21 protein-coding genes and 3 tRNA genes are annotated in these 26,725 nt (G+C 71.4%); 9 read left to right on the top strand and 15 right to left on the bottom strand.

The features are described from left to right. The first annotated feature begins 65 nt into the window (after positions 1-65). From ACFWXC_RS04795 to ACFWXC_RS04775, 5 genes are all read left to right on the top strand, one after another. The gene (locus ACFWXC_RS04795; RefSeq protein ID WP_384473071.1) at positions 66-1,346 is read left to right on the top strand and encodes a deoxyguanosinetriphosphate triphosphohydrolase; all 1,281 of its coding nucleotides are present in this window, start codon (positions 66-68) and stop codon (positions 1,344-1,346) included. A 148-nt stretch (positions 1,347-1,494) separates the two neighbouring features. Next, positions 1,495-2,757, top strand: coding sequence for an NAD(P)/FAD-dependent oxidoreductase (locus tag ACFWXC_RS04790; protein ID WP_384473068.1), 1,263 nt, complete (start codon positions 1,495-1,497; stop codon positions 2,755-2,757). A gap of 103 nt (positions 2,758-2,860) precedes the next feature. Further along, entirely contained in the window at positions 2,861-4,768 is a 1,908-nt protein-coding gene (gene dnaG / locus ACFWXC_RS04785) for a DNA primase (protein WP_384473066.1), read from the top strand. Between the two features lie 103 nt (positions 4,769-4,871). Further along, positions 4,872-6,182 carry an RNA polymerase sigma factor gene (locus ACFWXC_RS04780; RefSeq protein ID WP_384473063.1) on the top strand — a complete coding sequence of 437 codons (1,311 nt, stop codon included), beginning with the start codon at positions 4,872-4,874 and terminating at the stop codon, positions 6,180-6,182. A gap of 235 nt (positions 6,183-6,417) precedes the next feature. Beyond that, positions 6,418-7,182: a Crp/Fnr family transcriptional regulator gene (locus tag ACFWXC_RS04775; protein ID WP_384473060.1), complete on the top strand. Its 765-nt coding sequence runs from the start codon at positions 6,418-6,420 to the stop codon at positions 7,180-7,182. Here the strand turns inward: ACFWXC_RS04775 and ACFWXC_RS04770 are convergent. The 9 genes from ACFWXC_RS04770 to ACFWXC_RS04730 form a co-directional block, all read right to left on the bottom strand. After that, entirely contained in the window at positions 7,115-7,609 is a 495-nt protein-coding gene (locus tag ACFWXC_RS04770; protein WP_384473057.1) for a hypothetical protein, read from the bottom strand. The genes ACFWXC_RS04775 and ACFWXC_RS04770 overlap by 68 nt on opposite strands. A gap of 3 nt (positions 7,610-7,612) precedes the next feature. Next, positions 7,613-8,689 carry a hypothetical protein gene (locus ACFWXC_RS04765; RefSeq protein ID WP_384473054.1) on the bottom strand — a complete coding sequence of 359 codons (1,077 nt, stop codon included), beginning with the start codon at positions 8,687-8,689 and terminating at the stop codon, positions 7,613-7,615. Further along, a complete protein-coding gene (locus ACFWXC_RS04760; RefSeq protein WP_384473051.1) occupies positions 8,689-10,641 on the bottom strand; it encodes a dynamin family protein in 1,953 nt (650 codons plus the stop codon). Before ACFWXC_RS04760 ends, ACFWXC_RS04765 begins: the two co-directional genes overlap by 1 nt. 107 nt (positions 10,642-10,748) lie before the next feature. Then, positions 10,749-12,932 carry a dynamin family protein gene (locus ACFWXC_RS04755; RefSeq protein WP_384473048.1) on the bottom strand — a complete coding sequence of 728 codons (2,184 nt, stop codon included), beginning with the start codon at positions 12,930-12,932 and terminating at the stop codon, positions 10,749-10,751. A gap of 3 nt (positions 12,933-12,935) precedes the next feature. Beyond that, positions 12,936-14,885 (bottom strand): dynamin family protein, encoded by a 1,950-nt coding sequence (locus tag ACFWXC_RS04750; RefSeq protein ID WP_384473045.1) that lies wholly within the window; start codon positions 14,883-14,885, stop codon positions 12,936-12,938. A gap of 155 nt (positions 14,886-15,040) precedes the next feature. Next, the gene (locus ACFWXC_RS04745; protein WP_384473042.1) at positions 15,041-16,969 is read right to left on the bottom strand and encodes an ABC transporter ATP-binding protein; all 1,929 of its coding nucleotides are present in this window, start codon (positions 16,967-16,969) and stop codon (positions 15,041-15,043) included. Then, the gene (locus tag ACFWXC_RS04740; protein WP_384473039.1) at positions 16,969-18,702 is read right to left on the bottom strand and encodes an ABC transporter ATP-binding protein; all 1,734 of its coding nucleotides are present in this window, start codon (positions 18,700-18,702) and stop codon (positions 16,969-16,971) included. Before ACFWXC_RS04740 ends, ACFWXC_RS04745 begins: the two co-directional genes overlap by 1 nt. 152 nt (positions 18,703-18,854) lie before the next feature. Then, the gene (locus ACFWXC_RS04735; RefSeq protein WP_384473036.1) at positions 18,855-20,309 is read right to left on the bottom strand and encodes an FGGY family carbohydrate kinase; all 1,455 of its coding nucleotides are present in this window, start codon (positions 20,307-20,309) and stop codon (positions 18,855-18,857) included. 171 nt (positions 20,310-20,480) lie between these two features. Beyond that, complete coding sequence (locus ACFWXC_RS04730) at positions 20,481-20,786, bottom strand: YtxH domain-containing protein (protein WP_351731312.1); 306 nt, start codon at positions 20,784-20,786, stop codon at positions 20,481-20,483. Between the two features lie 144 nt (positions 20,787-20,930). On the opposite strand from ACFWXC_RS04730, the gene ACFWXC_RS04725 reads away from it, so the two are divergent. The 3 genes from ACFWXC_RS04725 (at position 20,931) to ACFWXC_RS04715 (ending at position 21,344) form a co-directional block, all read left to right on the top strand. Continuing rightward, positions 20,931-21,003: transfer RNA gene (locus tag ACFWXC_RS04725), tRNA-Asn, on the top strand. A 5-nt stretch (positions 21,004-21,008) separates the two neighbouring features. Further along, positions 21,009-21,081: transfer RNA gene (locus ACFWXC_RS04720), tRNA-Asn, on the top strand. A gap of 189 nt (positions 21,082-21,270) precedes the next feature. Next, a tRNA-Ile gene (locus ACFWXC_RS04715) sits at positions 21,271-21,344 on the top strand. A 524-nt stretch (positions 21,345-21,868) separates the two neighbouring features. On the opposite strand, the gene ACFWXC_RS04710 is transcribed toward ACFWXC_RS04715, so the two are convergent. The 3 genes from ACFWXC_RS04710 to ACFWXC_RS04700 are packed head-to-tail and all read right to left on the bottom strand — an operon-like array spanning position 21,869 to position 24,710. Beyond that, complete coding sequence (locus tag ACFWXC_RS04710; RefSeq protein ID WP_384473032.1) at positions 21,869-22,426, bottom strand: hypothetical protein; 558 nt, start codon at positions 22,424-22,426, stop codon at positions 21,869-21,871. Positions 22,427-22,448: 22 nt separating this feature from the next. Further along, positions 22,449-23,495, bottom strand: coding sequence for a DUF5937 family protein (locus tag ACFWXC_RS04705; protein WP_384473029.1), 1,047 nt, complete (start codon positions 23,493-23,495; stop codon positions 22,449-22,451). Between the two features lie 24 nt (positions 23,496-23,519). After that, a complete protein-coding gene (locus ACFWXC_RS04700; protein ID WP_384473026.1) occupies positions 23,520-24,710 on the bottom strand; it encodes a M20 family metallopeptidase in 1,191 nt (396 codons plus the stop codon). Positions 24,711-24,973: 263 nt separating this feature from the next. On the opposite strand from ACFWXC_RS04700, the gene ACFWXC_RS04695 reads away from it, so the two are divergent. Continuing rightward, positions 24,974-25,240 carry a hypothetical protein gene (locus ACFWXC_RS04695; RefSeq protein ID WP_384473023.1) on the top strand — a complete coding sequence of 89 codons (267 nt, stop codon included), beginning with the start codon at positions 24,974-24,976 and terminating at the stop codon, positions 25,238-25,240. 124 nt (positions 25,241-25,364) lie between these two features. Here ACFWXC_RS04695 and ACFWXC_RS04690 read toward each other — a convergent pair whose 3' ends face one another. The 3 genes from ACFWXC_RS04690 to ACFWXC_RS04680 form a co-directional block, all read right to left on the bottom strand. Further along, positions 25,365-25,652: a hypothetical protein gene (locus tag ACFWXC_RS04690; protein ID WP_384473020.1), complete on the bottom strand. Its 288-nt coding sequence runs from the start codon at positions 25,650-25,652 to the stop codon at positions 25,365-25,367. Between the two features lie 32 nt (positions 25,653-25,684). Continuing rightward, positions 25,685-25,819: a hypothetical protein gene (locus ACFWXC_RS04685; protein WP_384473017.1), complete on the bottom strand. Its 135-nt coding sequence runs from the start codon at positions 25,817-25,819 to the stop codon at positions 25,685-25,687. 66 nt (positions 25,820-25,885) lie between these two features. Further along, complete coding sequence (locus ACFWXC_RS04680; protein ID WP_384473014.1) at positions 25,886-26,290, bottom strand: hypothetical protein; 405 nt, start codon at positions 26,288-26,290, stop codon at positions 25,886-25,888. Positions 26,291-26,725: the final 435 nt, after the last annotated feature.

The raw sequence follows: 26,725 nt of genomic DNA, 5'->3' as shown, positions 1-26,725 counted from the left end.
TGACCCGGCGGGCCAGTAGGCGCACCAAACACCCGTTTGTCACTATCGCCCCGTAGTGTCGAACCATGGCAGTCCCCGCACCCGCACCCTCCTCGGCCTACGACCCGGCGTCAGCCGACCGCTGGGCCCCCGAACCCGACAAACGCCCCGGCCGCACCGCCTTCCAGCGCGACCGCGCCCGCGTCCTGCACAGCGGGGCGCTCCGCAGGCTCGCCGGCAAGACCCAGGTCGTCACCCCCGGCAACACCAGCCAGATGTGGGACGCCAGCCCCCGCACCCGCCTCACCCACTCCCTCGAATGCGCGCAGGTCGGCCGGGAGCTGGGCGCCGCCCTCGGCTGTGACCCCGACCTCGTCGAGGCCGCCTGTCTCTCCCACGACCTCGGCCACCCGCCCTTCGGCCACAACGGCGAACAGGCGCTGAACGAGTTCGCGGACGACTGCGGCGGTTTCGAGGGCAACGCCCAGTCCCTGCGCCTGCTCACCCGCATCGAACCCAAACGGTTCACTCCCGAGGGCTCCGTCGGCCTCAACCTCACCCGCGCCGCCCTGGACGCCGCCACCAAGTACCCCTGGCCGCGCGGCGCGCACCCGATCGACCCGGCGTCCCCGAAGTTCGGGGTGTACGAGGACGACCGCCCGGTCTTCGACTGGGTCCGCAAGGAGGCCCCCGGCACCCGCACCTGCTTCGAGGCGCAGGTCATGGACTGGTCCGACGACGTCGCCTACTCCGTGCACGACGTCGAGGACGGCCTGCACGCCGGCCACATCGACCCCAACTGCCTGCACGCCGAACCGGAACGGCAGGAGGTCTACGCGGTCGCCGTCGGCAGATACGTGCCGGCCGGCACCGACCCCGCCGAACTCGCCGCCGCCCTCGACCGGCTCCAGGACGAGGAGTGGTGGCCGCACGGCTACGACGGCACCGCGGTGGCCCAGGCCCGCCTCAAGGACGCCACCAGCCAGCTCATCGGCCGCTTCTGCCTGGCCGCGGAGGCCGCCACCCGCGAGACGTACGGCACCGGCCGGCTCACCCGCTACGGCGCCGAACTCGTCGTACCGCGCGAGGCCCGGATGGAGTGTGCGGTGCTGAAGGCGATCGCTCACCGTTACGTCATGCAGCGGGCCGAACAGGAGCTGATCCGCGCCGAGCAGCGGGTCGTCGTCGCCGAACTCGCCGAGGCACTGACCCGCCGCGCCCCCGACGGCCTCGACCCGCAGTTCCGGGCGCTGTTCGACGCGGCGGCCGACGACCACGCCCGCAAACGCGTGATCGTCGACCAGATCGCCTCGCTCACCGACGCCTCAGCGCGGTCGTTGCATGCGAGGCTGACGGGGCGTATGTGAACACATTGTGACCCTCCGTGGCCTGATCGGGTCATGATCGCGTCAGCGGAGGTCTCTCCCTCTTCCCGCATCACGCTGCGTGCGGGAGGCTCACAGTGCGGCGCATGTGGGTGGCATATGTGGCGGCACCCTTACGAGGAGGCATCAAGTGGTCGACGCGGACCAGACATTCGTCATCGTCGGTGGCGGACTCGCCGGCGCGAAGGCGGCCGAGACGCTCCGAGCCGAGGGCTTCAGCGGCCGGGTGATACTGATCTGCGACGAACGCGACCACCCGTACGAGCGGCCGCCGCTCTCCAAGGGCTATCTGCTCGGCAAGGAGGAGCGCGACAGCGTCTTCGTGCACGAGCCCGCCTGGTACGCGCAGAACGACATCGAGCTGCACCTCGGCCAGACCGTGGACCGGATCGACCGCGCCGCCAGGACCGTCCGGTTCGGTGACGACGGCACGATCGTCCGCTACGACAAGCTGCTGCTCGTCACCGGCGCCGAGCCCCGCCGCCTCGACATCCCCGGTACCGACCTGGCCGGCGTCCACCACCTGCGCCGCCTCGCGCACGCGGAGCGCCTCAAGGGCGTCCTCGCCGCCCTCGGCCGGGACAACGGGCACCTCGTCATCGCGGGCGCCGGCTGGATCGGCCTGGAGGTCGCGGCCGCGGCCCGGACGTACGGCGCCGAGGTCACCGTCATCGAGCACGGGCCGACCCCGCTGCACGGCGTGCTCGGGCCCGAGCTGGGCAACGTCTTCGCCCAGCTGCACGAGGAGCACGGGGTCCGCTTCCGCTTCGGCGTACAGCTCACCGAGATCGTCGGGCAGGACGGCATGGTGCTCGCCGCCCGCACCGACGACGGCGAGGAGCACCCGGCGCACGACGTCCTCGCGGCGATCGGCGCGGCGCCGCGGACCGGGCTCGCCGAGGCGGCGGGGCTGGAGATCGCCGACCGGGCGGACGGCGGCGGCATCGTCGTCGACGAACGGCTGCGGACGTCCGACCCCGACATCTACGCGGCCGGCGACGTGGCCTCCTTCCCGCACGCCCTGTTCGGCACCCGGCTGCGGGTGGAGCACTGGGCCAACGCGCTGAACGGCGGTCCGGCGGCGGCGCGCTCGATGCTGGGCCGTGACGTGCCCTACGACCGGGTGCCCTACTTCTTCTCCGACCAGTACGACCTCGGGATGGAGTACAGCGGGTGGGCGCCGGCCGGGTCGTACGACGAGGTCGTCATCCGGGGGGACGCGGGGAAGCGGGAGTTCATCGCGTTCTGGCTGAAGGAGGGGCGGGTGCTGGCCGGGATGAACGTGAACGTGTGGGATGTCACAGAGCCGATCCAGAAGCTGATCGTTTCCGGGGCGGCCGTGGACACGGAGGCCCTGGCGGATCCTCACGTGCCGTTGGAATCGCTCGCCTAAGGGGCTGCCGGGATCTGTCGTCTCGCGGGTGCGGGCCGTCGATGACTGGTCGCGCAGTTCCCCGCGCCCCTTCGGGGCGCTTGAGTGACCGTAGAATTCATCCGTGGCAGGACGGATCAATGACGAGGACGTGAAGGCGGTACGGGACGCGGTCCCGATCGACGCCGTCGTGTCCGAGTACCTCCAGCTGCGCAACGCGGGCGGCGGGAACCTCAAGGGACTCTGCCCGTTCCACGACGAGAAGTCGCCGTCCTTCCAGGTCAGCCCGAGCAAGGGACTCTTCCACTGCTTCGGCTGCCAGGAGGGCGGCGACACCCTCACCTTCGTGATGAAGGTCGACCACCTCTCCTTCTCGGAGGCGGTCGAGCGGCTGGCCGGACTGGCCGGCATCACCCTGCGGTACGAGGAGGGCGGGTACAACCCCTCCCACCAGCGCGGTGAGCGGATCCGGCTGGTCGAGGCGCACAAGATCGCCGCCGTCTGGTACGCGGAACAGCTCGCCACCGGCCCCGAGGCCGAGACCGGCCGGGTCTTCCTCGCCGAGCGCGGCTTCGACCAGGCCGCCGCCGTCCACTTCGGCGTCGGCTACAGCCCCCAGGGCTGGGACCACCTCACCCGCTATCTGCGCGGCCAGGGCTTCACCGACAAGGAGCTGCTGCTGTCGGGGCTGTCGCAGGAGGGGCGGCGCGGGCCCATCGACCGGTTCCGGGGGCGGCTGATGTGGCCGATCCGGGACATTGGCGGCGAGGTCGTCGGCTTCGGCGCCCGCAAGCTCTACGAGGCGGACAACGGGCCCAAGTACCTCAACACGCCCGACACCGCGATCTACAAGAAGTCCCAGGTCCTGTACGGCATCGACCTCGCCAAGCAGCACATCGCCAAGGCCAGCCGCGCGGTCGTGGTCGAGGGCTACACGGACGTCATGGCCTGCCACCTGGCCGGCGTGACGACCGCGATCGCCACCTGCGGCACGGCCTTCGGCGGCGACCACATCAAGATCCTCCGCCGGCTGCTGATGGACAACGGCAGCGCCCGGGTGATCTTCACCTTCGACGGCGACGCGGCCGGTCAGAAGGCCGCCCTGCGCGCCTTCGAGGACGACCAGAAGTTCGCCGCCGAGACGTACATCGCCATCGCGCCCGACGGCATGGACCCCTGCGAGCTGCGCCTCGCCAAGGGCGACGAGGCGGTCGCCGACCTGGCCGAACCCCGCACCCCGCTCTTCGAGTTCGCGCTCCGCCAGATCGTGGCCCGCTACGACCTGGACACCCCGGCGGGCCGCGCGGCCGCCCTGGACGAGGCCGCACCGATCGTCGCCCGGATCAAGAACAGCGGCGCCCAGCACGAGGTCGCCGTCGAACTGGCCGGCATGCTCGGCATCCTCGACACCCAGTTCGTGGTCAAGCGGGTGGCCCAGCTGGCCCGTTGGGCACGGGACAAGGGCGGCAGGGGGGCCACCCCGGCGCGCGGTCCGCAGCAGCCGTCGTACGACACCGGCGGCTCGCGCCCGGCCGTCTCCGGTCCCGCCCTCAATCTGCGCAACGCCGTCTACGCCACCGAGCGCGAGCTGCTGAAGCTCGCCCTCCAGCGGCCCGAGCTGGTCTCCCCGGCGTTCGACGCCTACGGCATCGACGAGTTCACCGCCGCGCCGTACGCGGCCGTACGCCAGACCATCATGGAGGCGGGCGGCTCCGAGTGGGGCGTGCAGGATCCGCAGGAGTACCTGGTCCGGGTGCGTGAGTCGGCCCCCGACGACACGGTCCGTGCGATGGTCACGGAGCTCGCCGTCGAGGCGATCATGCGCCGCACGGTCGACGAGAACTACGCGGGCGAGCAGCTCGTGACCGTCCGCCGCCGGGCCGTGGACCGTCGTATCCACGAGATCCAGATCACCCTCACCCGCCTCGGCAGCGGGGGCGACCCGGCCCAACTCGCCGCCGTACAGAACGAGTTGTGGGTGCTCCAGCAGTACGGGCAGGCGCTGCGCGAGCGCGGCGTCGCCGCCCTGTGAGCTTCGAGCGGCCGACAGGATAACCACGCGGTCACGGACCGGACGCAAAAAGTCACCGCACGCCCCTCGTGGCGGCGATGTGTCTTACCCCACACTGGGGGCGGTGCCTGAGTCCTCGGAGCGCGGCCGGCCTGTCCCGGACGGGTCCTACACCCCCGCCGTTCCACTCATCGCGTACGGGACGGACAGCGGCGAGGCCGTCGTCTCCGTCCCCGAAGTACCGCTGCCGTACCCCCTGGCAGCGATCATCCTGGAGGTCGCCCCCGTGCAGACCCAGACCCTGACCCAGACCGACAGCACGCTCACGGACGAACCGGAGGCCGACGGCGACGTCTATACCGGCGTGCCACCGCAGAGCCGGGTCGCTGTCCACCCCGAGACGGAGACGGAGCAGCCGGCGGAGGCCGAGGACCCGGCCGTGGAGGAACTCACGGCCGACCCTCCGGAGCCCGAGACCGAGCCGGAGCCCGAGCCGGCCGCCGTCGCCCGCGTCGACAACGGCAGCCCCTCCTCCGACCTGTTCCGGCAGTACCTGCGCGAGATCGGCCGTATCCCGCTGCTCACCGCCGCCGAGGAGGTCGAACTCGCCCGCCGCGTCGAGGCCGGTCTGTTCGCCGAGGAGAAGCTGGGCGGCGCCCCGGACCTCGACAGCGAGCTGGCCCTCGACCTCGACCGGCTGGTCGTCATGGGCCGGATGGCCAAGCGCCGCCTCATCGAGGCCAACCTGCGGCTCGTCGTGTCGGTGGCCAAGCGGTACGTCGGCCGCGGCCTGACCATGCTCGACCTGGTCCAGGAGGGAAACCTGGGCCTGATCCGCGCCGTCGAGAAGTTCGACTACGCCCGGGGCTACAAGTTCTCGACCTACGCGACCTGGTGGATCCGCCAGGCCATGTCCCGTGCCCTGGCCGACCAGGCCCGCACCATCCGCGTCCCGGTGCATGTCGTGGAACTCATCAACCGGGTCGTGCGCGTCCAGCGCCGGATGCTCCAGGAACGGGGCTACGAGCCGACGCCCGAGGAGGTCGCCGCCCACCTCGACCTCGCGCCGGAGCGGGTCGGCGAGGTGCTCCGCCTCGCCCAGGAACCGGTCTCCCTGCACGCCCCCGTCGGCGAGGAGGACGACGTGGCCCTCGGCGACCTCATCGAGGACGGCGACGCCGCGAGCCCGGTGGAGTCGGCCGCGTTCCTGCTGCTGCGCGAGCACCTGGAGGCGGTGCTGTCGACGCTGGGGGAGCGGGAGCGGAAGGTCGTGCAACTGCGGTACGGCCTGGCCGACGGCCGTCCGCGCACGCTGGAGGAGATAGGGCGCATCTTCGGCGTGACACGGGAACGGATCCGCCAGATCGAGTCGAAGACGCTCAACAAGCTCCGGGACCACGCCTTCGCGGACCAGCTGAGGGGCTACCTGGACTGAGACCGCCACCTCGCCGCCCCCTCCCCGGCAGCCGGCCCAGACCCCACCCGTCCGGGTGGGGTCTTCCCGTCGTGGCGTCTCACGGCAACACACTTGCGCAAAAAAGCAAATTCCTGAACAGGGCGGTTATAAGCGTCACATAATGAAATCCGGCGCTGTGTCTGAAAACGAACGGCAATTCGAGGGGGGCTCGTTTATGGCGTCTGGCGCTGCGCGCAGTGCATCCGCCCTGAGGGTGGAGAGGAATCCCTGGCCGGCCAGCAGCCTGCTGGGCGAACTCTCGGCACCGACGCGCGACCATCTGATCTCCTTAGGACGACCGACGCGCTTCACCGGCGGCGAACGGCTGATGCGAGAGGGGGAATCGGGCTCGCATGTGTTCCTGCTGCTCAGCGGCTGGTTCAAGGTGCTGGCCATGACGGAGGACAACCGGGAGGCGCTGCTGGCGGTCCGGGCCGGCGGCGACATCGTGGGCGAACTGGCCTGCTTCGACGACCAGCCCAGGGTCGCCACCGTCGTGGCGTCCGGCACGGGCGTCGCCAACCGGATCAGCAGCCAGGAGTTCCTCGCCTTCCTGGCGCTCTACGACGACGCCGCCCAGGCCGTGATGCGGGCCGTGGCGGGAAAGCTCCGCTGGGCGACCCGACGCCGCCAGGAGTTCGGCAGCTGTGCGGTCGCGACGCGGGTGGCCCGGGTGCTGGGGGAACTCGCCCGGATCTACGGCCGGGCCGGGGACACCGGCATCTCGATAGGGGTGGCCCTGACCCAGCCCGAACTGGCGGAGCTGGTCGGGGCCTCCGAGCCGAGCGTGCACCGGGTGCTGCGGTCCCTGCGCCAGCAGTCGGTCATAGAGACGGGCTACCGGCGGATCCTGGTACGGGACGTGTCCGAGCTCGGCCGGATCGCCGGCACGGTCTGGGGCACCTCGCCGCTCACCGTGCCGCCCCTGCCAGGACCAGCCATGAAGCCGCCGCCAGCACCATCGCGGAGACCCAGATGACGGCGCGGGCCGCATAACGGTTCTTCAGCTCGGCGATCCGGGCGATGGCGTTGGCCGTCGCCCACAGCTCGGTCACCGGCTGCCGGTCCGGGTCGGCCCCGCCGCCCTCGGCCGCGTCCAGCGCGAACCGGTTGGACGCGGCCAGCCCGGCCTTGCGCGGCCGGATCACCTGCACCAGCAGATAGCCGGACATGACGAAGGCGAGCGCGTAGCCGAGGGTGGCCAGCCAGAAGAGCACGGCCAGGGGCGTGGTCGGGGCCGGGGCACCGAGGTCCCCGCTTCGGGTGGCGATGACGGCGGCGAGCCCGACATGCACCGTGACCATCGTGCCCGCCTTCGCGTCCGCCTGCTGCGTGACCAGCTGGAAGGAGGTCAGCGCGGCGACCGCCGCGGTCAGGTCCTGCGCCGTTCGCTCGTGTCGGGTCATCGCTCAGTGCCCACCGTGAGGGAAGTCGGGCAGGTGGAAGTGGTGATGGCCCCCCGTGTCGTCCGTGGCATGGGGGTGGAACGGGTCGCCCGGGGGATGTCCGGGGTCGGAGTGGCCCGGGTCGTGGTGGTAGGGGTCCGGGTGGTACGGATCGGGGTGACGGGGGTCCGGGTGGTGCCCGTCGTACGCGGGGTCGGCGTGGTGCCCGTCGTACGGGTCGTGGGGGGCGCCGTGGTGCCCGTCCTGTGGGTCCGCGTGGTGCGGGTCCGCGTGCCGTTCCTCGTCCGGGCCGTCGAAGTCGGGGTCGGCGGCCGCCGCCGTGGTCGCCGGGGCCTGGGTGTGCTCGCCCGGCAGCACCCACTCGCGCAGCGTCCTGCTCTGCGAGACCACCGTCGCCGCGAGATGCGCCGCGCCCAGCGCCGGGACCACGAACTCCCGCAGGGCGGTACGGCCCGGCGAGTGGCCCCAGATCACCTGCTCCGCCCCCAGGTCCCGGGCCGGAGCCGACCTCGGCACGTGCAGCCAGGCACTCGACGCGAAGTCCTTCTCCTGGAGGACCACGTCGACACGGCGGAACTCGTCCGCCGACAGCCCGTGGACCTGGGGCAGGATCACGTCCCGGTAGATGCCGTCCGAGACGGCGAGCGCCAGGTCGCTGGCGGGGTCCGCCTCCAGCGCGTGCCGCACCGGACCGGAGTCCACCAGCCGGTTCACCAGCACCACGCAGTCACCCAGGTAACCCCGGTCGGCCCGGGAGATCGCCCCCTGGCCGATACTGGCCCGCATCCGCAGCCGGCCGAACAGCCCGGGCGCCCGGTTCGCCTGGAAGAGACCGTCGCGCAGCCCGAGGACCAGCGCCGGGACCGCGCGTACGACGTCGACCCCGGCCGGGAAGACGACCAGCTGGCCGTCGCCCTGGAGCTGTTGCTGCGCCCGCACCCGAAGGACCCGGGCCCGGCGCAGCGCGTGCTCGACCACCAGCCGGAGCCGGTACTGGGCGTCCTGCTGCTCGGGGTAGGTGTGGCGGCTGTAGTGGCGGAGGTCCACCGCCAGACACAGCCGCCTGCGGTAACGGGCCATCACATCCTCACCAGGTCGTCCACCACGTCGTCGAGGTCCGCGCCGGTCCGCCGCAGCTGCTCGTCCAGCTGCTTGAGTTCGGTGCGCCGCTGTTCGACCGCTTCCTTGCCCTGTTCCCGGGTCTCCTGGGCCGTCGCCACACTGCGGGTCAGTTCCTCGATCCGGGAGGACAGTCCGCTGTTCACGGCCTCCGTGATGGGCCGCATGGTCGTGTCCACGAAGGACTTGGCGGCCGCGCCGGCCTGCTTGGGCGCCTCCAGCCGGATCTGGGTGGCCATCTCCCGGCCCACGGCCTCCCGCATCTTGGTCTCCAGCCGGCCGCCCGCCATGTTGCTCTGCACGATGCCCTGGATGACCAGCCCGGCGATCAGCGTGGGGAGTCCGAACGGGGTGAACAGCCACACCATGGCGATGGCCATGGTCGGCAGCAGCGCGCGCAGCGCCTCCTTGACGCCGAACTGCGCGCCCATCATGCCGCCGGCCACCCCGCCCAGGACGAAGCCGCCCACCCCGGCCAGGAACCGGGTCAGCGGCGGCTCCTGCTGACGCTCACCGGCCGCGGCGGCACCGGTCACCCCGGTGAGGTCGACCCGCAGCCGGTCCAGGCGCGCCTCGAAGGAGCCCAGTTCGGTGTTCATCCGCTCGGCGAGCTTCTCCAGGTCCTGGGCGATCACCGGTTCCAGGGAGCTCGCCACCCACTGGGCCACCTTCTCCTCGATCCGCTTGGCGGTACCCGCGGCGATCTCCCCGGCTATCTGCTCGACACGCTCCTTGAGCTTGAGCGGGTTCATACCGAGCTTGGTGGTGAGGGGGACGTCGGCCGCGACGACCGGGGCCTCGTCCGCGACCGCCGCCAGGAAGCCGCCGAGCAGGTTCTCCACCCGTCCCTGGAGCTTCCGGGTCTCGTTCTCGGTCTCCATGGTGATCTGCCGGGCCTGGGCCTGGAGTTCGCGCAGCGGCTGCTGGGCGCCCTCCCAGCGGCGCTCCAGTTCCCCGCTCCGCGAGTCCAGCATCGCCAGCTCGTGCGGGATGTTGCGGTCCAGTTCACGGGCGAGGCCGCTCAGCGCACGGGCCGGGGCGAGGATCTTGACCTTGTGCCGTTCGGTGGCCAGATAGTGTTCGAGCGCCGTCTCCAGCGCGGCCACCCCGGAGGACCGGAAGGCGGCCGTGTCCTCGGAGATCCTGGCCCGCAGCGCCGTCTTGCCGTCCACGAAGAAGAACCGGCCCCGGTCGCGCTCGTCGCCGCGCAGGGCGGTGATCCGGTGGCGGGCCGCGGCCATGACGTCGTCCCGCTCGTGGTCGTCGATGGCGTCGAAGTAGGTGAAGACGAAGAACGGGTCGTGGGCGTCCAGATACGTCGTCAGGAACTGGGACTCGTCCATGCTCATCGGGGCGATGGCATGCTGGAGGAAGATCACCGCGTCCGCCTTGCGGAGATAGCCGAGGGTGATCTCGTCACGGCTCTCGTGGTCGTTGAGGCCGGGTGAGTCGACCAGCACCACGTTGTTGCGGCACAGCTCCAGCGGCCAGATGACCTCGGCCTTCACATAGGGGTTGCGCTGGTCGTGCGCCTTGTTGTTGACGGTGATGAGGTCGACGAGCCGCTCCGGGGCGACGGACTCCGGGGAGACGGAGTCCTCCTTCCACAGCTGGGCGGCCGGGGCCTCGCCGAACCTGACCTCGGTGATGACCGCGGTGGCGGGCACCGCCTTGACCGGCAGCACCTGGGCGCCCAGCAGGGCGTTGACGAAGGTGGACTTGCCGCGCTTGAAGTCGCCGACGACCATCACGTAGAAGGCGTCGGTGTCCATCCGCTCCAGGATGGCGGACACCATGGTCTCCGCCCCGCTGTCACCTATCTGTTCGGCGATCTTGCCGAGTTGGCGGCAGATGCCGGTCAGCCGCAGTCGCTGCGCCGCCGCGGCGGCATACCCGCCTTCTTCCGTGCTCATGGCCCGTTCGTCCTCTCTGTTCTGATCTGTTACGACCCGTGAGGCTTCGTACTGATTCGCTCTGATTCGTTCGGATCTGCAGCCGGTGAGGGGTCCCGGCCCGCGGGTCAGGCCCGGAGTCCGGCCCGGATGCGGGCACCCAGGGAGGCGGCGGACCGGGCCAGGGACGCCCAGTCCTGGTCGCCTCCGGTCCGGGAGTCGGCCACCGTCCGCCAGGCGTCGTGCCAGGCGAGATGCGACTGCCGGAGCTGCTCGAACACGTCCGCGTAGACCTCGGAGAGCATCTCGACCGCCTGCCGCTGGAAGGCCGTCGTGGCCTCGTCGACGACCCGGACGAGCAGCGCGTCCACCTCGCTGCGCTGGGCCTCGGTGGCGGCCCGGATGGACGCCTCGGCGAGCAGCCCGCCGAGCAGGCTGAAACCGGCGCCGTAGATCATCGGCAGCGGCGCCGAGCGGGCGGCGGCGATCAGATAGCCGACGATGGCCCCGCCCTGGGCGCCGAGCCGGGTGGCCAGCCGGACCCCGGTCAGGTTGGAGACGTCGCCGGAGATCTCCGGCTCGACCGACAGCTTCAGCCCGCTCGCGGCCGGGATCCAGCTCGGCCGGGCACCGGGCAGCCGGGCGGCCACCTCCTCGTCCAGCCAGCCGCTGTCGGCGGTGAGGGCCGGCAGCAGCACGGTCCGCTCGGACTCCCTGGCCAGCACGGACAGTTCGTGGCGCAGCCGGAACGGCAGATCACGCTCCCACCAGCCGCGCGGGTCGCCGGTCCGGTCCAGTTCCCAGCGCAGCCGTTCGATCATTCCGTCGCGCTTGCTCTGCACGTACTCCCGCAGCCGGGTGGTGAGGGTGAGCTGGCGTGCGGTCAGATCGATGCGCAGCTGCTCCCACTGGCGCTCCTCGTTCTCACGCGCCGCCTGCGCCTTCTTCGTCGCTTCCGCGGCCTCGTCCGTGGTGAGCCGGTCCAGCGCCATCGTCCGGCTCGCGATCGCGGTCATCGCGTCGCAGTGGTCGGCGACCTGGGCGGCGATCCGCCGGTCGCGCCACACGGCACGCTCGTCCCGCCGGGCGAACCCCTCGGTGAGCGCGTGCAGCGCGGCCACCTCGGCCTCGCCGGCGCCGGGCTGGGGGGCGGCCAGCACGGCCAGGTTCGACAGGCCGGCCAGCCGTCGCCCGAGGTCCTCCAGGGCCTCCGCCCGGTCCTCGGGGTCGAGCAGGTCGAGCATCGTGACGACGACGGCGACGAACGGGATGTGCCGGCGCAGCACCTCCTCCTCCAGCAGGCTGCGTTCCGTGATGCCCAGCGGGGACAGCGCGGAGACGACGAACAGCACGGCGTCGCAGCCGGCGGCGACCTCGCGCACCTGCTCCAGCTGCTCGTCGTTGCCGAAGTTGACCCCGGGGGTGTCCACCAGTTCGGCGTCCAGTCCGTCCAGCCAGCCGTCGGTCACGGTGAGCGTCACGGAGGGCTCCGGGACTCCGCCCGCGGCCCCGGAGCCCTCCTCGGGTACGACCCCGGTCAGGCCGTCCCACGCGCCGTCACCGTCGAGCCGGCGCAGTTCGCGCCGCCCGTCCGGCCAGCGGACGGTCAGCGTCTCGTCCTGGGCGGCCCGCACCACCACCGGAACCCGGGTCACCGGCAGCGAGCCGGTCGGCAGCAGGTCCCGGCCGAGCAGCCGGTTGACCAGGGTGGACTTGCCGCGGTTGAACTCGCCCACCACGGCGACCCGGAACAGCCGCCGGCCCCGCCCGTCGGCCAGCGCCGCCAGGTCCGCCGCGATCCGGTCCAGCTGGTACTCCTCCGCCAGCCCCTGAGCCTCCCGCAGCCAACCCGGCGCGTCCCCACCGACATCGGCGACATGCGAGGGAACGGGCAGCACCCCGCCGGCGGCCACCGGAGCCGACGCAACGGCACTGCCGGCGGGGCCGGGGAGCGCCGGTTGTCCGGCGTCGAGTGCGGCCGGCGCAACGGCGCCGGCGGTGGGGCCGGGTACGGCCGGTTGTTCGGCGGCGGGTGCGGCCGGCTGAACGGTGCTGGCGGTGGGGCCGGGTGCGGCCGGCTGTCCGGCGGCGGGTGGGGCCGGCTTTACGGTGCCGCTGGTGGGGCCGGGTACGGCCGGCTTGACGGTGTTGCCGGTGCCGCCGGACGGGGCCGGCTTGACGGTGCCGCCGGTCGAGTCGGAAGGCGCCTGCTGGGCGGCGGGCGGAGCGGCGGCGTCGGTGCCGGCGGTGCCGGCGGTGGCCGGTGGTGGGGTGAGTGTGGAGGGTTGCTGGGGATCGGCCTGTATGTCCATGGCTTACGACTCCTCTGGTGCGTGCACGGTGCCTGAAGTGCGCCGGCGCAGGACGGCGACCCGTTCACGTCGCTTCCGGGCGGTGGCCGCGGTGCCTTCGGCGGCGGCGACGGCGGCGTCCAGCGCGACCCGCTGGCGTTGGTTGGCCAGGGTGAGCCGGGCGATCTCGTCGCTGAACCCGGCCTCGTACTTCTGCCGGAGTGCCGCGACACTGTCGTCCACCGCCTCGGCGATGCGCTGGAGCGACACCGTGTGCAGGGCGTCGACCTCGGTGTACGCGGTGGCGATGATCGGGCGCGCCTTCTGCAGGAACTGGGTCCGTGCGGTGTCCCGGCCGCGGGTGCCCATCATGGCTCCGAGCGCGCCGCCGATGACGGTGCCGATCCCGGGGGCGATGATGCTCCCGATGACGGCGCCGGCGGCCGCGCCGCCCCCGGTGCGCCAGTTGCCGACACTGACCAGTTCGGCGCCCATCGCGGTCAGCGCCGCGTCGACGTCGGACAGGTCCGGTTCGGGCAGGTCGAGGTCCGTCACCGGGACCACCGGCGCGGCGGGTGTCTCGCCGGCCAGACCGGCGAGCGCGCCGTACTGCGCCGCGAAGTCCCGCGCGAGTTCGCCGGCTTCGGCGGCCAGCAGGTCACCGGCCCGCCGGGCCGCGGCCCGGGCCGTCTTCCTGGCCTCCTTCTTGAGGTGGCGACCGACGATCCCGGAGACCTCGGAGGCCGCCTCCCGAATGTTGTCGATCTTTTCGTCGGCGACCGCGGCGACCACCTTCGCGTCCAGCCCGGAGCGTCCCGAACCGACCGCGGCGTTCGTCGCGGGGTACCGCGTCCCGGTGTTCACCCGGTCGGCGACGCGCCGGGTCCAGGCGTCCAGGAAGCCCGGGAAGTCCGGCAGCGACAGGGCGGCCAGTCCGCGCTGCGCGCGGCGGTTCTCGGCGCGCTGGGCGTCGGCGGTCTCCTCCACGGCCGCCAGCAGCTGGGAGAGCAGGGTCAGCACGGTGGCCGCGATGGCGGACTCCCGCCGCTCCGCGGCCAGCCGCACCAGCCGCTGCTCCACGGCACGGAAACGGGCCAGATGACCGGAGTGGTCCCCGGCCGGCCGCGTACCGCCGTCCGCCGCGTCGGTCTCCAGCAGGGCCCGGCCCGGCGCGCAGGGCAGCAGCAGCGGATCGGTGATGCCCATCGACCTGAGCCGGTCCGCGACGAACTCGACGGTGTCGTCCCGTTCGCCCTCGTCGATGAGATCGATCTTGGTGACCACGAAGACGCACCGGTCGTGGTGGTTGAGCAGTGGCCCGGTCAGGAAGTCCGCCAGGGTCATCGACATGGCCGCGACGGCCGGCACGACCACCACCGCCAGATCCGCCTGGCGCACGGCGGCCTCGGCCATCTCCCGGTGCCCCGGGTCGGTCACGCTGAACCCCGGGGTGTCCAGGACCGCCACGCCGTCGCCCAGCGGCCGGACCGGAGACCGTACCTCCAGGTCCCGCACGCACAGCGCCAGGTCGGTGGTGAGCACCCGGTCCAGCGCGGCTTCCAGACCGTCCGCGGCCGGCGTGCGCGGTCCGCCGGCCCATGTGTCGAAGGCCGCCGACGGCCAGTCCAGTCCGGTTCCGTCGGTCGTTCTCAGCCGCAGGCCCTCGGCGCCGTCGTGATGCCGCAGCACCGTGGTGACGGTGGTGGTCACCCGCGCCGACGACGGCAGCAGCCGGCGGCGCAGGAAGGCGTTGAGCAGGGTGCTCTTGCCGCTCGACGCCTCGCCGAAGACGGCGATGCGCAGTTCAGGGTCGTCGGCACGGGTCTGTACGGTGCGCAGTGCCGACCACAGCTTGTCGCGACGCGCGGCCGGGAGGTCGAGCTCTCCCAGGACGTCGCGGATCCATGTCAGGTGTTCGCCGACGGCGGGTGCCCATGTTCCGGCCGCCCCGTCGACTACGGTTTTCCTCCCCACGCCGGCAGCGTAAGGACACCGGGGGTGGCCGGTTCCCGTCAGACGATGGGATCGCGGCAAGTAGGTATTCGGCCATTTGAGCGAGGAGCAGAAGCCGACGGCCCCGCCCTCGGGGAGGGCGGGGCCGCCGTGCCGTCCGCTCGGGCCGCGGCCGGTCAGTCGACCTCGGCCACCGCCTGCGCGAACTGCGCCTTGTACAGCCGCGCGTACGCCCCGTCCGCCGCCAGCAGCTCGGCGTGCGCGCCCTGTTCGACGATCGAGCCGTTCTCCATCACCAGGATGGTGTCGGCGTCGCGGATCGTCGACAGCCGGTGGGCGATGACGAACGACGTGCGCCCGTGGGCCAGCTTGGCCATCGCCTTCTGGATCAGGACCTCGGTGCGGGTGTCGACCGAGGAGGTCGCCTCGTCCAGGACCAGGATCGTCGGGTCGGACAGGAACGCCCGCGCGATGGTGATGAGCTGCTTCTCACCGGCGCTGACGCCCGTGCCCTCGTCGTCGATCACGGTGTCGTAGCCCTCGGGCAGGGTACGGACGAACCGGTCGGCGTGGGCCGCCCGCGCCGCCTCCTCGATCTCGCCCCGGGTGACCTCGCGGGAGGCGCCGTACGCGATGTTCTCGGCGATGGAGCCGCCGAACAGCCAGGTGTCCTGGAGCACCATGCCGATCCCGGCCCGGAGTTCGTCGCGGGTCATCCGCGTGATGTCGACGCCGTCGAGGGTGATCCGCCCGCCGGAGACGTCGTAGAACCGCATCAGCAGGTTCACCAGGGTGGTCTTGCCGGCGCCGGTCGGGCCGACGATCGCCACCGTGTGGCCCGGTTCCACCTTCAGCGAGAGGTCCTCGATGAGCGGCTTCTCCGGGTCGTACCGGAACGAGACGTGCTCCAGCGCCACCCGCCCGCGCAGCTCCGCCGGACGCTCGCCCGGCACCGGGTCGGCCTTCTGCTCCTCCGCGTCGAGGAGTTCGAAGATCCGCTCGGCCGACGCGACACCGGACTGGACCAGGTTGGCCATGGAGGCGACCTGGGTCAGCGGCATCGAGAACTGCCGGGAGTACTGGATGAACGCCTGGACGTCACCGATGGACAGGGCGCCCGAGGCCACCCGCAGCCCGCCGACGACCGCCACCAGCACGTAGTTCAGGTTGGAGACGAACATCATCAGCGGCTGCATGACACCGCTGTTGAACTGTGCCTTGAACCCGGCCTCGTACAGGGCCTCGTTCTGCTCGGCGAACTGCTGCGCCGACTCCTGCTGCCGGCCGAAGACCTTCACCAGGGTGTGCCCGGTGTACATCTCCTCCACATGGGCGTTGAGCTTGCCGGTGGTGCGCCACTGCTGCACGAAGTGCGGCTGGGAACGCTTGCCGACCCGGGTGGCGATCACGAACGACAGCGGCACGGTGGCCAGGGCGACCAGGGCGAGGATCCAGGACACCCAGAACATCACCGCGAGCACACCGATGATGGTGAGCAGCGAGTTGATGAGCTGGCCCATCGACTGCTGGAGCGTCTGGCCGATGTTGTCGATGTCGTTGGTCGCCCGGGAGAGCACCTCGCCGCGCTGCCGCTTGTCGAAGTACGACAGCGGGAGCCGGGACAGCTTCGCCTGGACGTCCTCGCGCATCCGGTACATCGTGCGGTTGACGGCCCGGTTGACCATCCGGGTCGCCACCGCCATCAGCAGGCCGGCGACGACGTACGTGCAGAGCGCGAAGAGCAGGACGTCGCCGACCTGGCCGAAGTCGATGCCCTTGCCCGGGGTGAAGTCGGTGCTCTTGAGCATGTCGGCGACGGTGCCCTGACCGCGCTCGTGCATGCCCTGGAGCACCTGGTCCTTGGTGGTCCCGGCGTCCATCTGCTTGCCGATGACACCGGCGAAGACCAGGTCGGTGGCGCGGCCGAGGATCTTGGGGCCGATCACGTTGAGGGCGACGCTCGCGACCACGCAGAACAGCAGCACGTAGATGGTGAACTGTTCGGGTTTGAACCGGGCGAGAAGCCGTTTGCCCGAGTTCTTGAAGTCCATCGAGCGCTGGTCGGGGCCGCCCCCGGCCATCATGCGTCCCATGGGCCCGGCCATCAGGCGGCCTCCGCTTCCGTCAGCTGGGAGAGCACGATCTCCCGGTAGGTCTCGTTGCCGGCCATGAGTTCGTGATGCCGGCCGGTGCCGACGACACGGCCCTCGTCGAGTACGACGATCCGGTCGGCGTCTCTGATGGTCGCCACCCGCTGGGCGACGATGACGACGGTCGCCTCGGCCGTCTCTTCCGCGAGCGCGGCACGCAGCGCCGCGTCGGTCGCGTAGTCGAGGGCGGAGAAGGAGTCGTCGAAGAGGTAGATCTCCGGGCGCTGCACGAGCGTGCGGGCGATGGCGAGCCGCTGGCGCTGGCCGCCCGAGACGTTCGTACCGCCCTGGGCGATGGGCGCGTTCAGGCCGCCCTCCAGATTCGTCACGAAGCCCTTGGCCTGCGCCACCTCCAGCGCGTGCCACAGCTCCTCGTCGGTGGCGTCCGGGTTGCCGTACCGCAGGTTGGTCGCGACCGTCCCGGCGAACAGGTACGGCTTCTGCGGGACCAGGCCCACCGTCTTGGCGAGCAGCTTCGGGTCGAGCCCGGAGACCTCCTCGCCGTCCACGAGGACCTGACCGTCCGTGGCGTCGAAGAGGCGCGCCACCAGGCCGAGCAGGGTGGACTTGCCGCTGCCGGTGGAGCCGATCACGGCGGTCACCTCGCCGGGCCGGGCCACCAGGTCGACGGCCTTGAGCACCGGCTCCTCGGCACCCGGATAGCGGAAGCCCGCGCCCCGGATCTCCAGATGGCCGTGCCGGCGCAGCTCGATGACCGGCGCGCTCGGCGGCACGACGCTGGACTCGGTGTCCAGGACCTCCTCGATGCGCTCGGCGCAGACCTCCGCACGCGGCACCATCATGAACATGAAGGTGGCCATCATCACGGACATCACGATCTGCATCAGGTAGGCGAGGAACGCCGTCAGGTCGCCGATCGCCATGTCACCGCTGTCGATGCGGTGGGCGCCGAACCACACCACCGCGATCGAGGAGACGTTCACCGTCGTCATGACGATGGGGAACATCAGCGCGAGCATGTTGCCGGTGGCCAGCTGCATGTCGGTCAGGTCCTTGTTGGCCTTCCCGAACCGGCCCTGCTCGTACTCGTCGCGGACGAACGCGCGGATCACCCGGTTGCCGGTGATCTGCTCGCGCAGCACCCGGTTCACCGTGTCCAGCCGCACCTGCATGGCCCGGAACAGCGGACGCAGCCGGCGCACGATCAGCGTCACGGAGATGCCCAGGACGGGTACCACCGCCACCAGTACCCCGGACAGCGGTACGTCCAGGCCGAGGGCGAGCACGATGCCGCCGACACACATGATGGGCGCCGACACCATCAGCGTGAACGTCATCAGGACCAGCATCTGGACCTGCTGTACGTCGTTGGTCGTACGGGTGATGAGGGAGGGCGCTCCGAAGTGACCCACCTCACGTGAGGAGAAGGACTGCACCCGGTCGAAGACGGCGGCCCGCACATCCCGGCCGAGCGCCGACGCGGTCTTGGCGCCGTAGTAGACGGCACCGATGTTGCACACCACCTGTGCGAGCGAGATGCCGATCATCAGGGCGCCGAAGGACAGGATGTAATCCGTGTCACCCTTCACGACACCGTTGTCGATGATGTGTGCGTTGAGCGTGGGCAGGTAGAGGGTGGCGCAGGTCTGCAGGAGCTGCAGCAGCACCAGGATCGAGATGGGTTTCCTGTAGGGCCTGAGATAGGTCCGCAGAAGTCGTATGAGCACGCTACGTCTCTCGGAGTCGGCGGTGGGGGCGGGGTCGCTTGCCCGAAAGGCGGGATCGCTTGCCCTAGGCCCCTATCGTCCGACACTCCACCCGCGTTACCTCAACCGATTAACCCGACAGCGGATGTCCTGCGGCACCGGGGGGCGCGCGATTACGCCCGAAACGCCCCCGGATGGGTCTGTTCGCGCACCGACACGTACTGCTGCCGCACCGCCTGCCCGACGGCCATCTCGTCCCCGGGCTCCAGCACCTGCGCCGTCGCACCCTGCCAGACGGGCGGAGTACGCGGATCCAGGGTCCCCTGCGACACCCCGAGCGCCCAGGCCGCCTGCCGGGCCGCCCCGACCGCCGCGTAGTCCGCCGGCTGCGGTACGACGACCTGCGCGCCGAACAGCATCGGCGCCGCCGCCTGTACGGCCGGCAGCTCGGCGGCCTGCCCCAGCAGGAAGATCCGCCGCACTTCCACACCCCGGCCGCGCAGCACGTCGAGCGCGTCGGCGAGCCCGCACAGCATGCCCTCGAAGGAGGCCCGCGCGAGATGCTCGGCCTTCATGGACTCCCGGCGCAGCCCGGCCAGCGTCCCCGCGGTGTGCGGCAGGTTCGGCGTCCGCTCACCCTCCAGGTAGGGCAGCATGACCAGCCCGTGCGAGCCGGGCGTCGACTTCATCGCCAGGTCGGAGAGGCTCTCCAGATCCGCCAGCCCGAGCAGCTCGGCGGTCCCGCGCAGGGTCCGTACGGCGTTCAGGGTGGTCACGACCGGCAGATGCATCCCGGTGGCGTCGGCGAGCGAGGTGATCATCCCGGAGGTGTCGGCGAGCGCCTCCGTGTGCACGGCCATCACCGACCCGGACGCGCCCAGGGACACCACGGCGTCCCCGAAGCCCAGCCCCAGCCCGAAGGCGGCGGCCATGGTCTCGCCGGTCCCGGCGGAGATCAGCAGCCCCTCCGGGGTCGTACCGGCCGCGTCCGAGGGCCCGATCACCTCGGGCAGCATCGCCTGATGGCCCAGGGCGAGTTCGACGAGATCGGACCGGTAGCCGTTGGCGGCGGCCGACCAGTACCCGGTCCCGGAGGCGCCCCCGCGATCGGTGGTCCTTCGGACCGGCCGCCCGAGCAACTGCCACACCAGCCAGTCATGGGCCTGCAGCAGCGCGGCGGTCCGCCGGGCGTTCTCCGGCTCGGCCTTCGCCAGCCAGCGCAGCTTGGTCACCGGCTGCGCGGCCTGCGGCACGCACCCCACCGCCTGCGCCCAGGCCTCCCGGCCGCCGAGCGCGTCGATGAGATCGGCCGCCGCGACCTGGGCGCGCCGGTCGCCGCCGACGATCGCCGGGCGCACGGTGTTGCCCTGGGCGTCCAGCGGGATCAGCGCGTTCTGCTGCGCGGACACGCCGATGGCCTGCACGCCCTCCAGGAGCCCGCCGCCGGCGGCCTCACCGAGGGAGAGCAGCCAGGCCTGCGGGTCGACGTCGCTGGGGCGCGCCGCGCCGTCCGGCGTGTCGACCGGGTGCGGTGCGTATCCCTGGCGGAGCACCGCACCCGTGTCCGTGTCGCAGACCACGATGCGAGTGAAATCCGGTGAGCTGTCCAACCCGGCGACTATCCCCATACCCGAAATTCTGCCGCACGCGCCGCCGTGGTTTGGCCGAGGGCGCCGCAGGGGCTTGCGTGGTCCCGCCGCTGCGGGCGTGTCGGGGCTGGTCGGGCCCGCGTGGCGGAGCCGCATATGTCACGGCCCCGCGCCCCCGGGGGTTGCCGGCCGCAGCGTCGAAAAGGACCGCTACGTGTCGCTGCTGCCCCAGTCGTCGGCCGCTGCTCCGTTGGTGTTGCGCTCGCGCAGGGAGCGGACCCGGGCGGCCACCGAGTCGGGCATCCGGTCGCCCACTTTCTCGCTGACCGTGTGGAAGGCCTTGCCGGCGTAGACACGGCCCTGCTGGGCCGCGGTCTCCGCGGTGTTGCGGACCGCCGGGTTCTGGGCGACCTGGCGGGCGGACTTCTTCAGCTGCTCGTATCGCTCGCGTCCGGCCCTGGTACCCAGCACGTAACCCAGAGCGAGCCCGGCGACGAACGTGAGCTTGTAGCGCATGGCGGCCACCCTTCCCTCGGGGGGAGTCTCGTCGGGGAGTACCGATTGGCGGAGCACCCCCCTGCTTGCGCTAATGTATGTGTCGCAGCGAGCGGGCGCCCCCTGGCGAATACCCAGGTAGGTACGTTCGATGCAACGAGGCATTCCTCCGTAGCTCAATTGGCAGAGCAGCCGGCTGTTAACCGGCAGGTTACTGGTTCGAGTCCAGTCGGGGGAGCTCGGTCCTCCGTAGCTCAATTGGCAGAGCAGCCGGCTGTTAACCGGCAGGTTACTGGTTCGAGTCCAGTCGGGGGAGCATGCTGAACGAGGACCCCTCCGGGGGTCCTTTTTCATGTCCGTTCCGTGCCCGCGGGAACCGCTGGGCCTGCGCCGATGTCCTCAAGGTCGTGAACGTCCGCAGAAGCCGACCATCCGAAGCAGGAGATCGTATGAGCGGCTATGCTGCGGCAGACGGCGCGCACACATGTACGCGACACGCCGCTATGGGGCGGTAGCTCAGCCGGTTAGAGCAGCGGACTCATAATCCGTCGGCCGTGGGTTCGAGTCCCACCCGCCCCACCTGTGCAGGTCTCTGACCTGCGGAAACGTTCGTTTTTGGGTGTCGGAGCGTCAACTTTGCTTGAACGGACTGAATCCGCTGCTCGTGGGTTCGGGGTTCGGCGGTGCTTGGGGGAGTCCGAAACCCTCTGACCTGCGGTGGAGCAGGTGATTGAGGTTGTCGCTCGCGGTCCGGGCGGCTGCCCCGAGGGGCGACGTCAGGACCCAGGGGCCGGACAGGGGCCGGGACGGCGCGGCGTGTCCGGAGCGAGGGCCGGCACGAGGTCCACGGTCAGTGGAACCATGCCCTGCTGCCCGAGTCCTCCACGAGCCGCTGGCCCTGCCCACCAGCGAGGCACACGGCGTCTCAGGCCGGCGCTGCGAGCTTCCGTCCCGGCTGACGGACCCCCGTCCGACCGGGCTGAGTAGTACCGGGTGTTCACGAGTGCATCTGACGTAGGGCGCCATGGCCGCTTGAAGATCGCTTCCCGGAATCGTGCCGCCGGACGGCAGTTTCGTACGCGTCCGGCGGTCACCTCGATGCTTCACGCCTCGGTGTAGTCGTCGTCGGATCCATATCGCGTCTCCACACTCACCTCTACGAGCTCCACACTCACCTGCGCGAACTCCACCCGTACCCCCGCGATGTCCTGGTGGGCCGGTTGTGCTTGGAACAGCGCGGTCAGGGCCAGGCGCAGGCGGTCCTCGTCGCCCTCGGAGTACTCCCGCTGCAGCCGCCGCGGCCTGGGGTCCTGGGCCAGGACGTACTGCACGTCACACGGGTCGCCCTCCCGCCGGCTCCGTGCGATCTCGGCGGGGTCGACGACCGTACAGCGGAACGCCACGGTGACGGAGAAGCGAAAGGCGCCGGATGCCATCAGCTTCCAGCGGGCGAACACGCTCCTGTCGGGGCGGACATCGACCAAGGTCACGGCGGTACGCCGGGTGGGATCGGCCGTCCCGGTCGTATACGCCCCCCTGACGTTGTGGACAAGGACCTCGTTGCGCCCCGCGATCAGCGGATGGCGGCGTTCGAGCCGCGCGTCCCGCCGCCACCGCGGCCGCAGCTCGCGGTGGCAGACGATCGGGTAACGGTCCGTCATGCGGACCACCTCCTGGCCGTGGTCAGTACTGCAGGGCCGTCGCCACGTCCTGTCCGATGCGTTCGACGGCGGTGAGGTCGAGGCCGTAGTGCACGTAGCGGCCGTGGCGCTCCACTCGGACGAGGCCCAGGTCGCGCAGGGCGCGCAGATGCCGCGCGACCTGCGGGCGGGTCATCGACAACCGGTCCGCCAGGTCGGCGGTGGTCATCGCCTGGCGTGCGATGAGGCGGCACAGGCGTACCCGGCGCGGGTCGGTGAGCGCCAGCATGCGACTGCGGGCCAGGGTGACACCGATCTCCGGTGCGTCGACGGGGAAGTGCACGACGGGCGGCAGTCCCGGCTCGTCCTTCACCAGCAGGTGCGGGGCGCCGTACCGGGTGGGGATCAGCAGCACGGGCGTACGGGCGGGGCTGATCACCGCGTGGTGCACCTTGTCGAAGACGACCCGCGCGGGGCTGTCCAGACGGGCGCTGGACGGGCTGAGCGAGAGCAGCGCCGCAGTGGGCCCCTCGTCCGCGAGTCGCCGGCGCACCCGGTGGGCGGCCCGGGACAGGACGGGTTCGGTGCGCGCCCACAGCTCGTCGAAGTAGACGCGGCGGCACAGATCGAGGAAGCCGAGGATGTCGGCGCGCAGGTCGTCGGGGTCGCGCAGCAGGTCCTCGGCGAGGGCCAGGTGCGGATCCGGCAGCCCGGACGCGGTCTGGCGCAGCGCACGCGCCTGCACCGGGTCGTGGAGCACCCGGCCGAAGTCGAAGGCGCGGTAGCCGCTGGCGCAGGTGTATGCCGTGAGTTCGGCGAACCGGTCCACCGTGAGTTCCGCCAGGGGCGTCTGGAGCCCGGGATAGAACCCCCGCCAGCGCAGCGCCGTCCACAGCGGGGCGAACCGTCCAAGCCCGGCCCGGAAGGCGGCCGGTGCGGCGGAGGTGGTCCGCTCGGCCCAGGTCGCGTGCTCGGTGTGGTGGGCATGGCCGGTCAGCACATGCAGGCTCGCGGCCAGCTCGGCGAGCGGGGACACAGTGACTGTCAACCGGTCGCAGGCAACGCCTTCCAGGACAATCACGACCGACATGAGCGGGAGTGTACGGCGCCGCTCTCACCCCGAGACCCCCTCGAACTCGGCCCGTGCGGCCGCCAGCACCTCCGGCGCCGTGAGCAGTGCGGCGACCACCTCGGCGAGTCCGGTCGCCGCGACCTGGGTGCGGTCGTGAGCCAGCGGCGTCGCCGCGGCTTCCCGCATTGCCTCGGAGTGGGCGGGCGTACCGGTGTCGGCGATCTGGACGTACGGGTGGATGACCGGCATCAGCTGTGAGAGGTTGCCGATGTCCGAGGACCCGGCGGGGCTGTCGGGGTCGTATGGCTCCATGTCCGCGCCGAGCGCGCGTACCGCGTCGGCGAACCGCTCCGCGAGAACGGCGTTGTTGCGCCGCTCCGCGTACAGTGGCCCGGTCTCGGAGACCTCCGCCTGCGTCTGTGTGGCGAGCGCGGCCCCCGCCGCTGCGGCTCGCACCCGCTCCACCAGCGCCGCGGCCGACACGGCCGTACGGTCCCGTACGTACAGGTCGACCGTGGCCCGCGCGGGGACCACGTTGGGCGCTTGACCGCCGTCGGCGACGATGCCGTGCAGCCGGGCGCTCGGCGGCACGAACTGGCGCATCGAATCGAGGGCGTTGAGGAACAGTTGGGCGGCGGCCAGCGCACTGCGTCCCTGCCACGGCGAGACCGAGGCGTGCGCGCTCATCCCGGTGAACGTCACCCGCAGGTGCGCCGCCGCGAGTCCGGGCCGGCCGGTCAGCCAGCGGTCACCCGGATGGAACATCACCGCCGCGTCCACCCCGTCGAAGACGCCTGCATCGGCCAGCCGTACCTTGCCCGCGCCGCCCATCTCCTCACCCGGGGTGCCGATCACGGCCACCGTGCCAGGGTGCGCGGGCAGCGCCCGTACGACGGCCAGGGCCGCCGCCGCCCCTCCGGCCGCGATGAGGTTGTGACCGCAACCGTGCCCGATGCCGGGCAGCGCGTCGTATTCCGCGAGGACGGCGACGCAGGGCCCCGGGCGGCCGCGGCCGTGCACGGCCACGAAGGCCGTGTCGAGGCCACCGGCGGACACGGTCACCGTGAAGCCCGCCTCGCCCAGCCAGCGGGTCAGCACCTGCTGGGCGTGGAACTCGGCGAACTTCAGCTCGGGACGCGTGTGAATGGACAGGCTGACGGCGTCCATGCGGGGCCGCAGCACGGCCAGTTCGGCGGACAACGCCTTCACAGAGGGCGCTTTCAACGATGACATGGGACTCCCTCGTACGACGCACGGAGTGACGTGCTGTCAGGTACGACGAGACTGGGGCCGGGCACGAGTGCGTTGCCGCCGATTACCGCGTCCCAGGCAACCCTCGCCGACCCGACGAACGGCTGGGAATCCATGACCTGGAGGGCCCGATGAGGCGTACTGAAGCGGCCAAGCAGTTGGGGTGGTTCGTGCGGGAGCACCGCACCAATGGCGCGGGACGCCTGTGGCAGGCGGGCAGTTGACTGGGGGGCGGGACGGTGGGCATGGCCTTCGGGGTTCCGGTGGCGATCGCCTCGGTGGGTACCACCGAGGGGCCCCGCAGGTGGCAGGGCTGCTGCTCGGCGTTGGCCTGGCGGGTTGGGGGGCTGGGGATCTGGCGCCTGGTGCAGGCGCTCCGCACCCGGGAGCAGTGCTTCGACACCCATGAGCGGGGGTTCACCCACCGGATGGCGGGCACCGCAAGCGCCCGCGCATCCCCGGCGAGCGTACTGACCGCGTTGCCCCGCAGATTGGCCTCGGCCGCGAGCTGATCGGCCTGAGCCGACTAGGCCTGGACGCGCACGTACACCAGGAGGACGGCGCCGGTGAGGGCGAGTAGGAACGCCAGCAGCGCGAGGGACTTCCACCGCCGGGCGAGAACCCGTTCGGTGCGTGTCATGGCGTGCCCCCCAGCTGCTGCACCTGCAAGCGAAGGCGCGCGACTTCCAGCTCCAGCACCATCACCTTGGCCTCCGCCGCGATCGCACGGGCTTCCGCCGTCTTCTCGTCGAGCTCGGCCTTGTCCCGCTCCTTGACGAGGTACTGGGCCAGGCTGTTGAAGCCGGTCGCCGCGTTGCCCTCCCTCTGGGCTCGCCCCGCGACCCTGCAGCCGTACACGGCTGCCACCCCGGCCACGGCAGCGCTCACGATCACGCCGATCGCTGTGACGAGGGCGGCGTCCATGCCACCTCCAAGACGCGCTCAGGGGGGCAGGGTCAGGCGTCCGTCTTCGGCCGGTCGGGGACGGCGTAGGTGATGCCCCAGGCGCCGAGGACGGCGAGCGCGAGGGTGACGCCCGCGCGCATCTGCCGGTACCGGTAGCCGGTGAGCTCGCCGCGGTCGGTCGCCATGGCCACCCCCACGTACGCCGAGGCCCGGCCGCGCGGGGTGCGGGCCGGGCCGATGGTGCGGTGTGGTCAGACCTTGCAGAAGTCGAGGCCCTTGAGCGCTTCGTTGATCTGCTTGCCCTGCGCCTCGGTGGTCGTGACGTCCTTGTAGGTGAAGCGCTGGGAAGCGGCCCAGTCGGCCTTGTCGCTGTCGAGTGCGCTGCACTGGTTACGCGCGGCGTCGATGGCCTTGTCCTCGTACTTCACGATGCCCGGGTTGGCCGCGGCAAGGGCGCGTAGGAGTTCGACGCGCTTGACCGGAGTCGGCTCGGGTGGGATGCCGGTGGTCTTCTCGGCGGCACTGATGTCGGCGCTGGGCTTGCCGCGCGCGCTGGTCTTCGGCCCGGCAGCGTCGGTCTTGCTGTCGCTGCTGCAGCCGACGAGGGTGATGGCGAGCGCGGCCGTGATGGCAGCGATGGCGGTGCGGGCTCTCATGGTTCCCCCAGAGGTGTTCGGGTGCTGAGGGGGCATCATGCGCGGTACTGGGGCCGCTGTATGGACGCTGTGTCGAAGACGTGACGATTGGATACCGTACGTGTACCCGCCGCAGGGCGGCATCCAGCCGCACACCCTGTCGTCGTCGACGACCAAGGGCTCGACGACCACGACGAACAGCCATACCTACGACGGCGCGGGCAACACCCGCACTCGTACGCTGGACGGCAAGACCCGGACGCTGGACCGGGACAGCGAGGGCCACCTCGCCAAGGTGACCAACGCCGACGGCAACCGGCTCCTCTCCCGCGGGCACGCGGTACTGCACCTGGGCCGGTCAGACCATCGCGGTGCACATGAGCGAAGGTGGCCTCCAACGGCAGGTCACGGACGCCCACGACACCGCCGAGACCGCGCTGGACGCGACGACTCGGA

It is taken from the genome of Streptomyces sp. NPDC058683 (assembly GCF_042716195.1).
Classification (GTDB): domain Bacteria; phylum Actinomycetota; class Actinomycetes; order Streptomycetales; family Streptomycetaceae; genus Streptomyces.
Note: the sequence above shows the minus strand (reverse complement) of the source record. Positions and strands in the feature narration are given on the sequence as shown.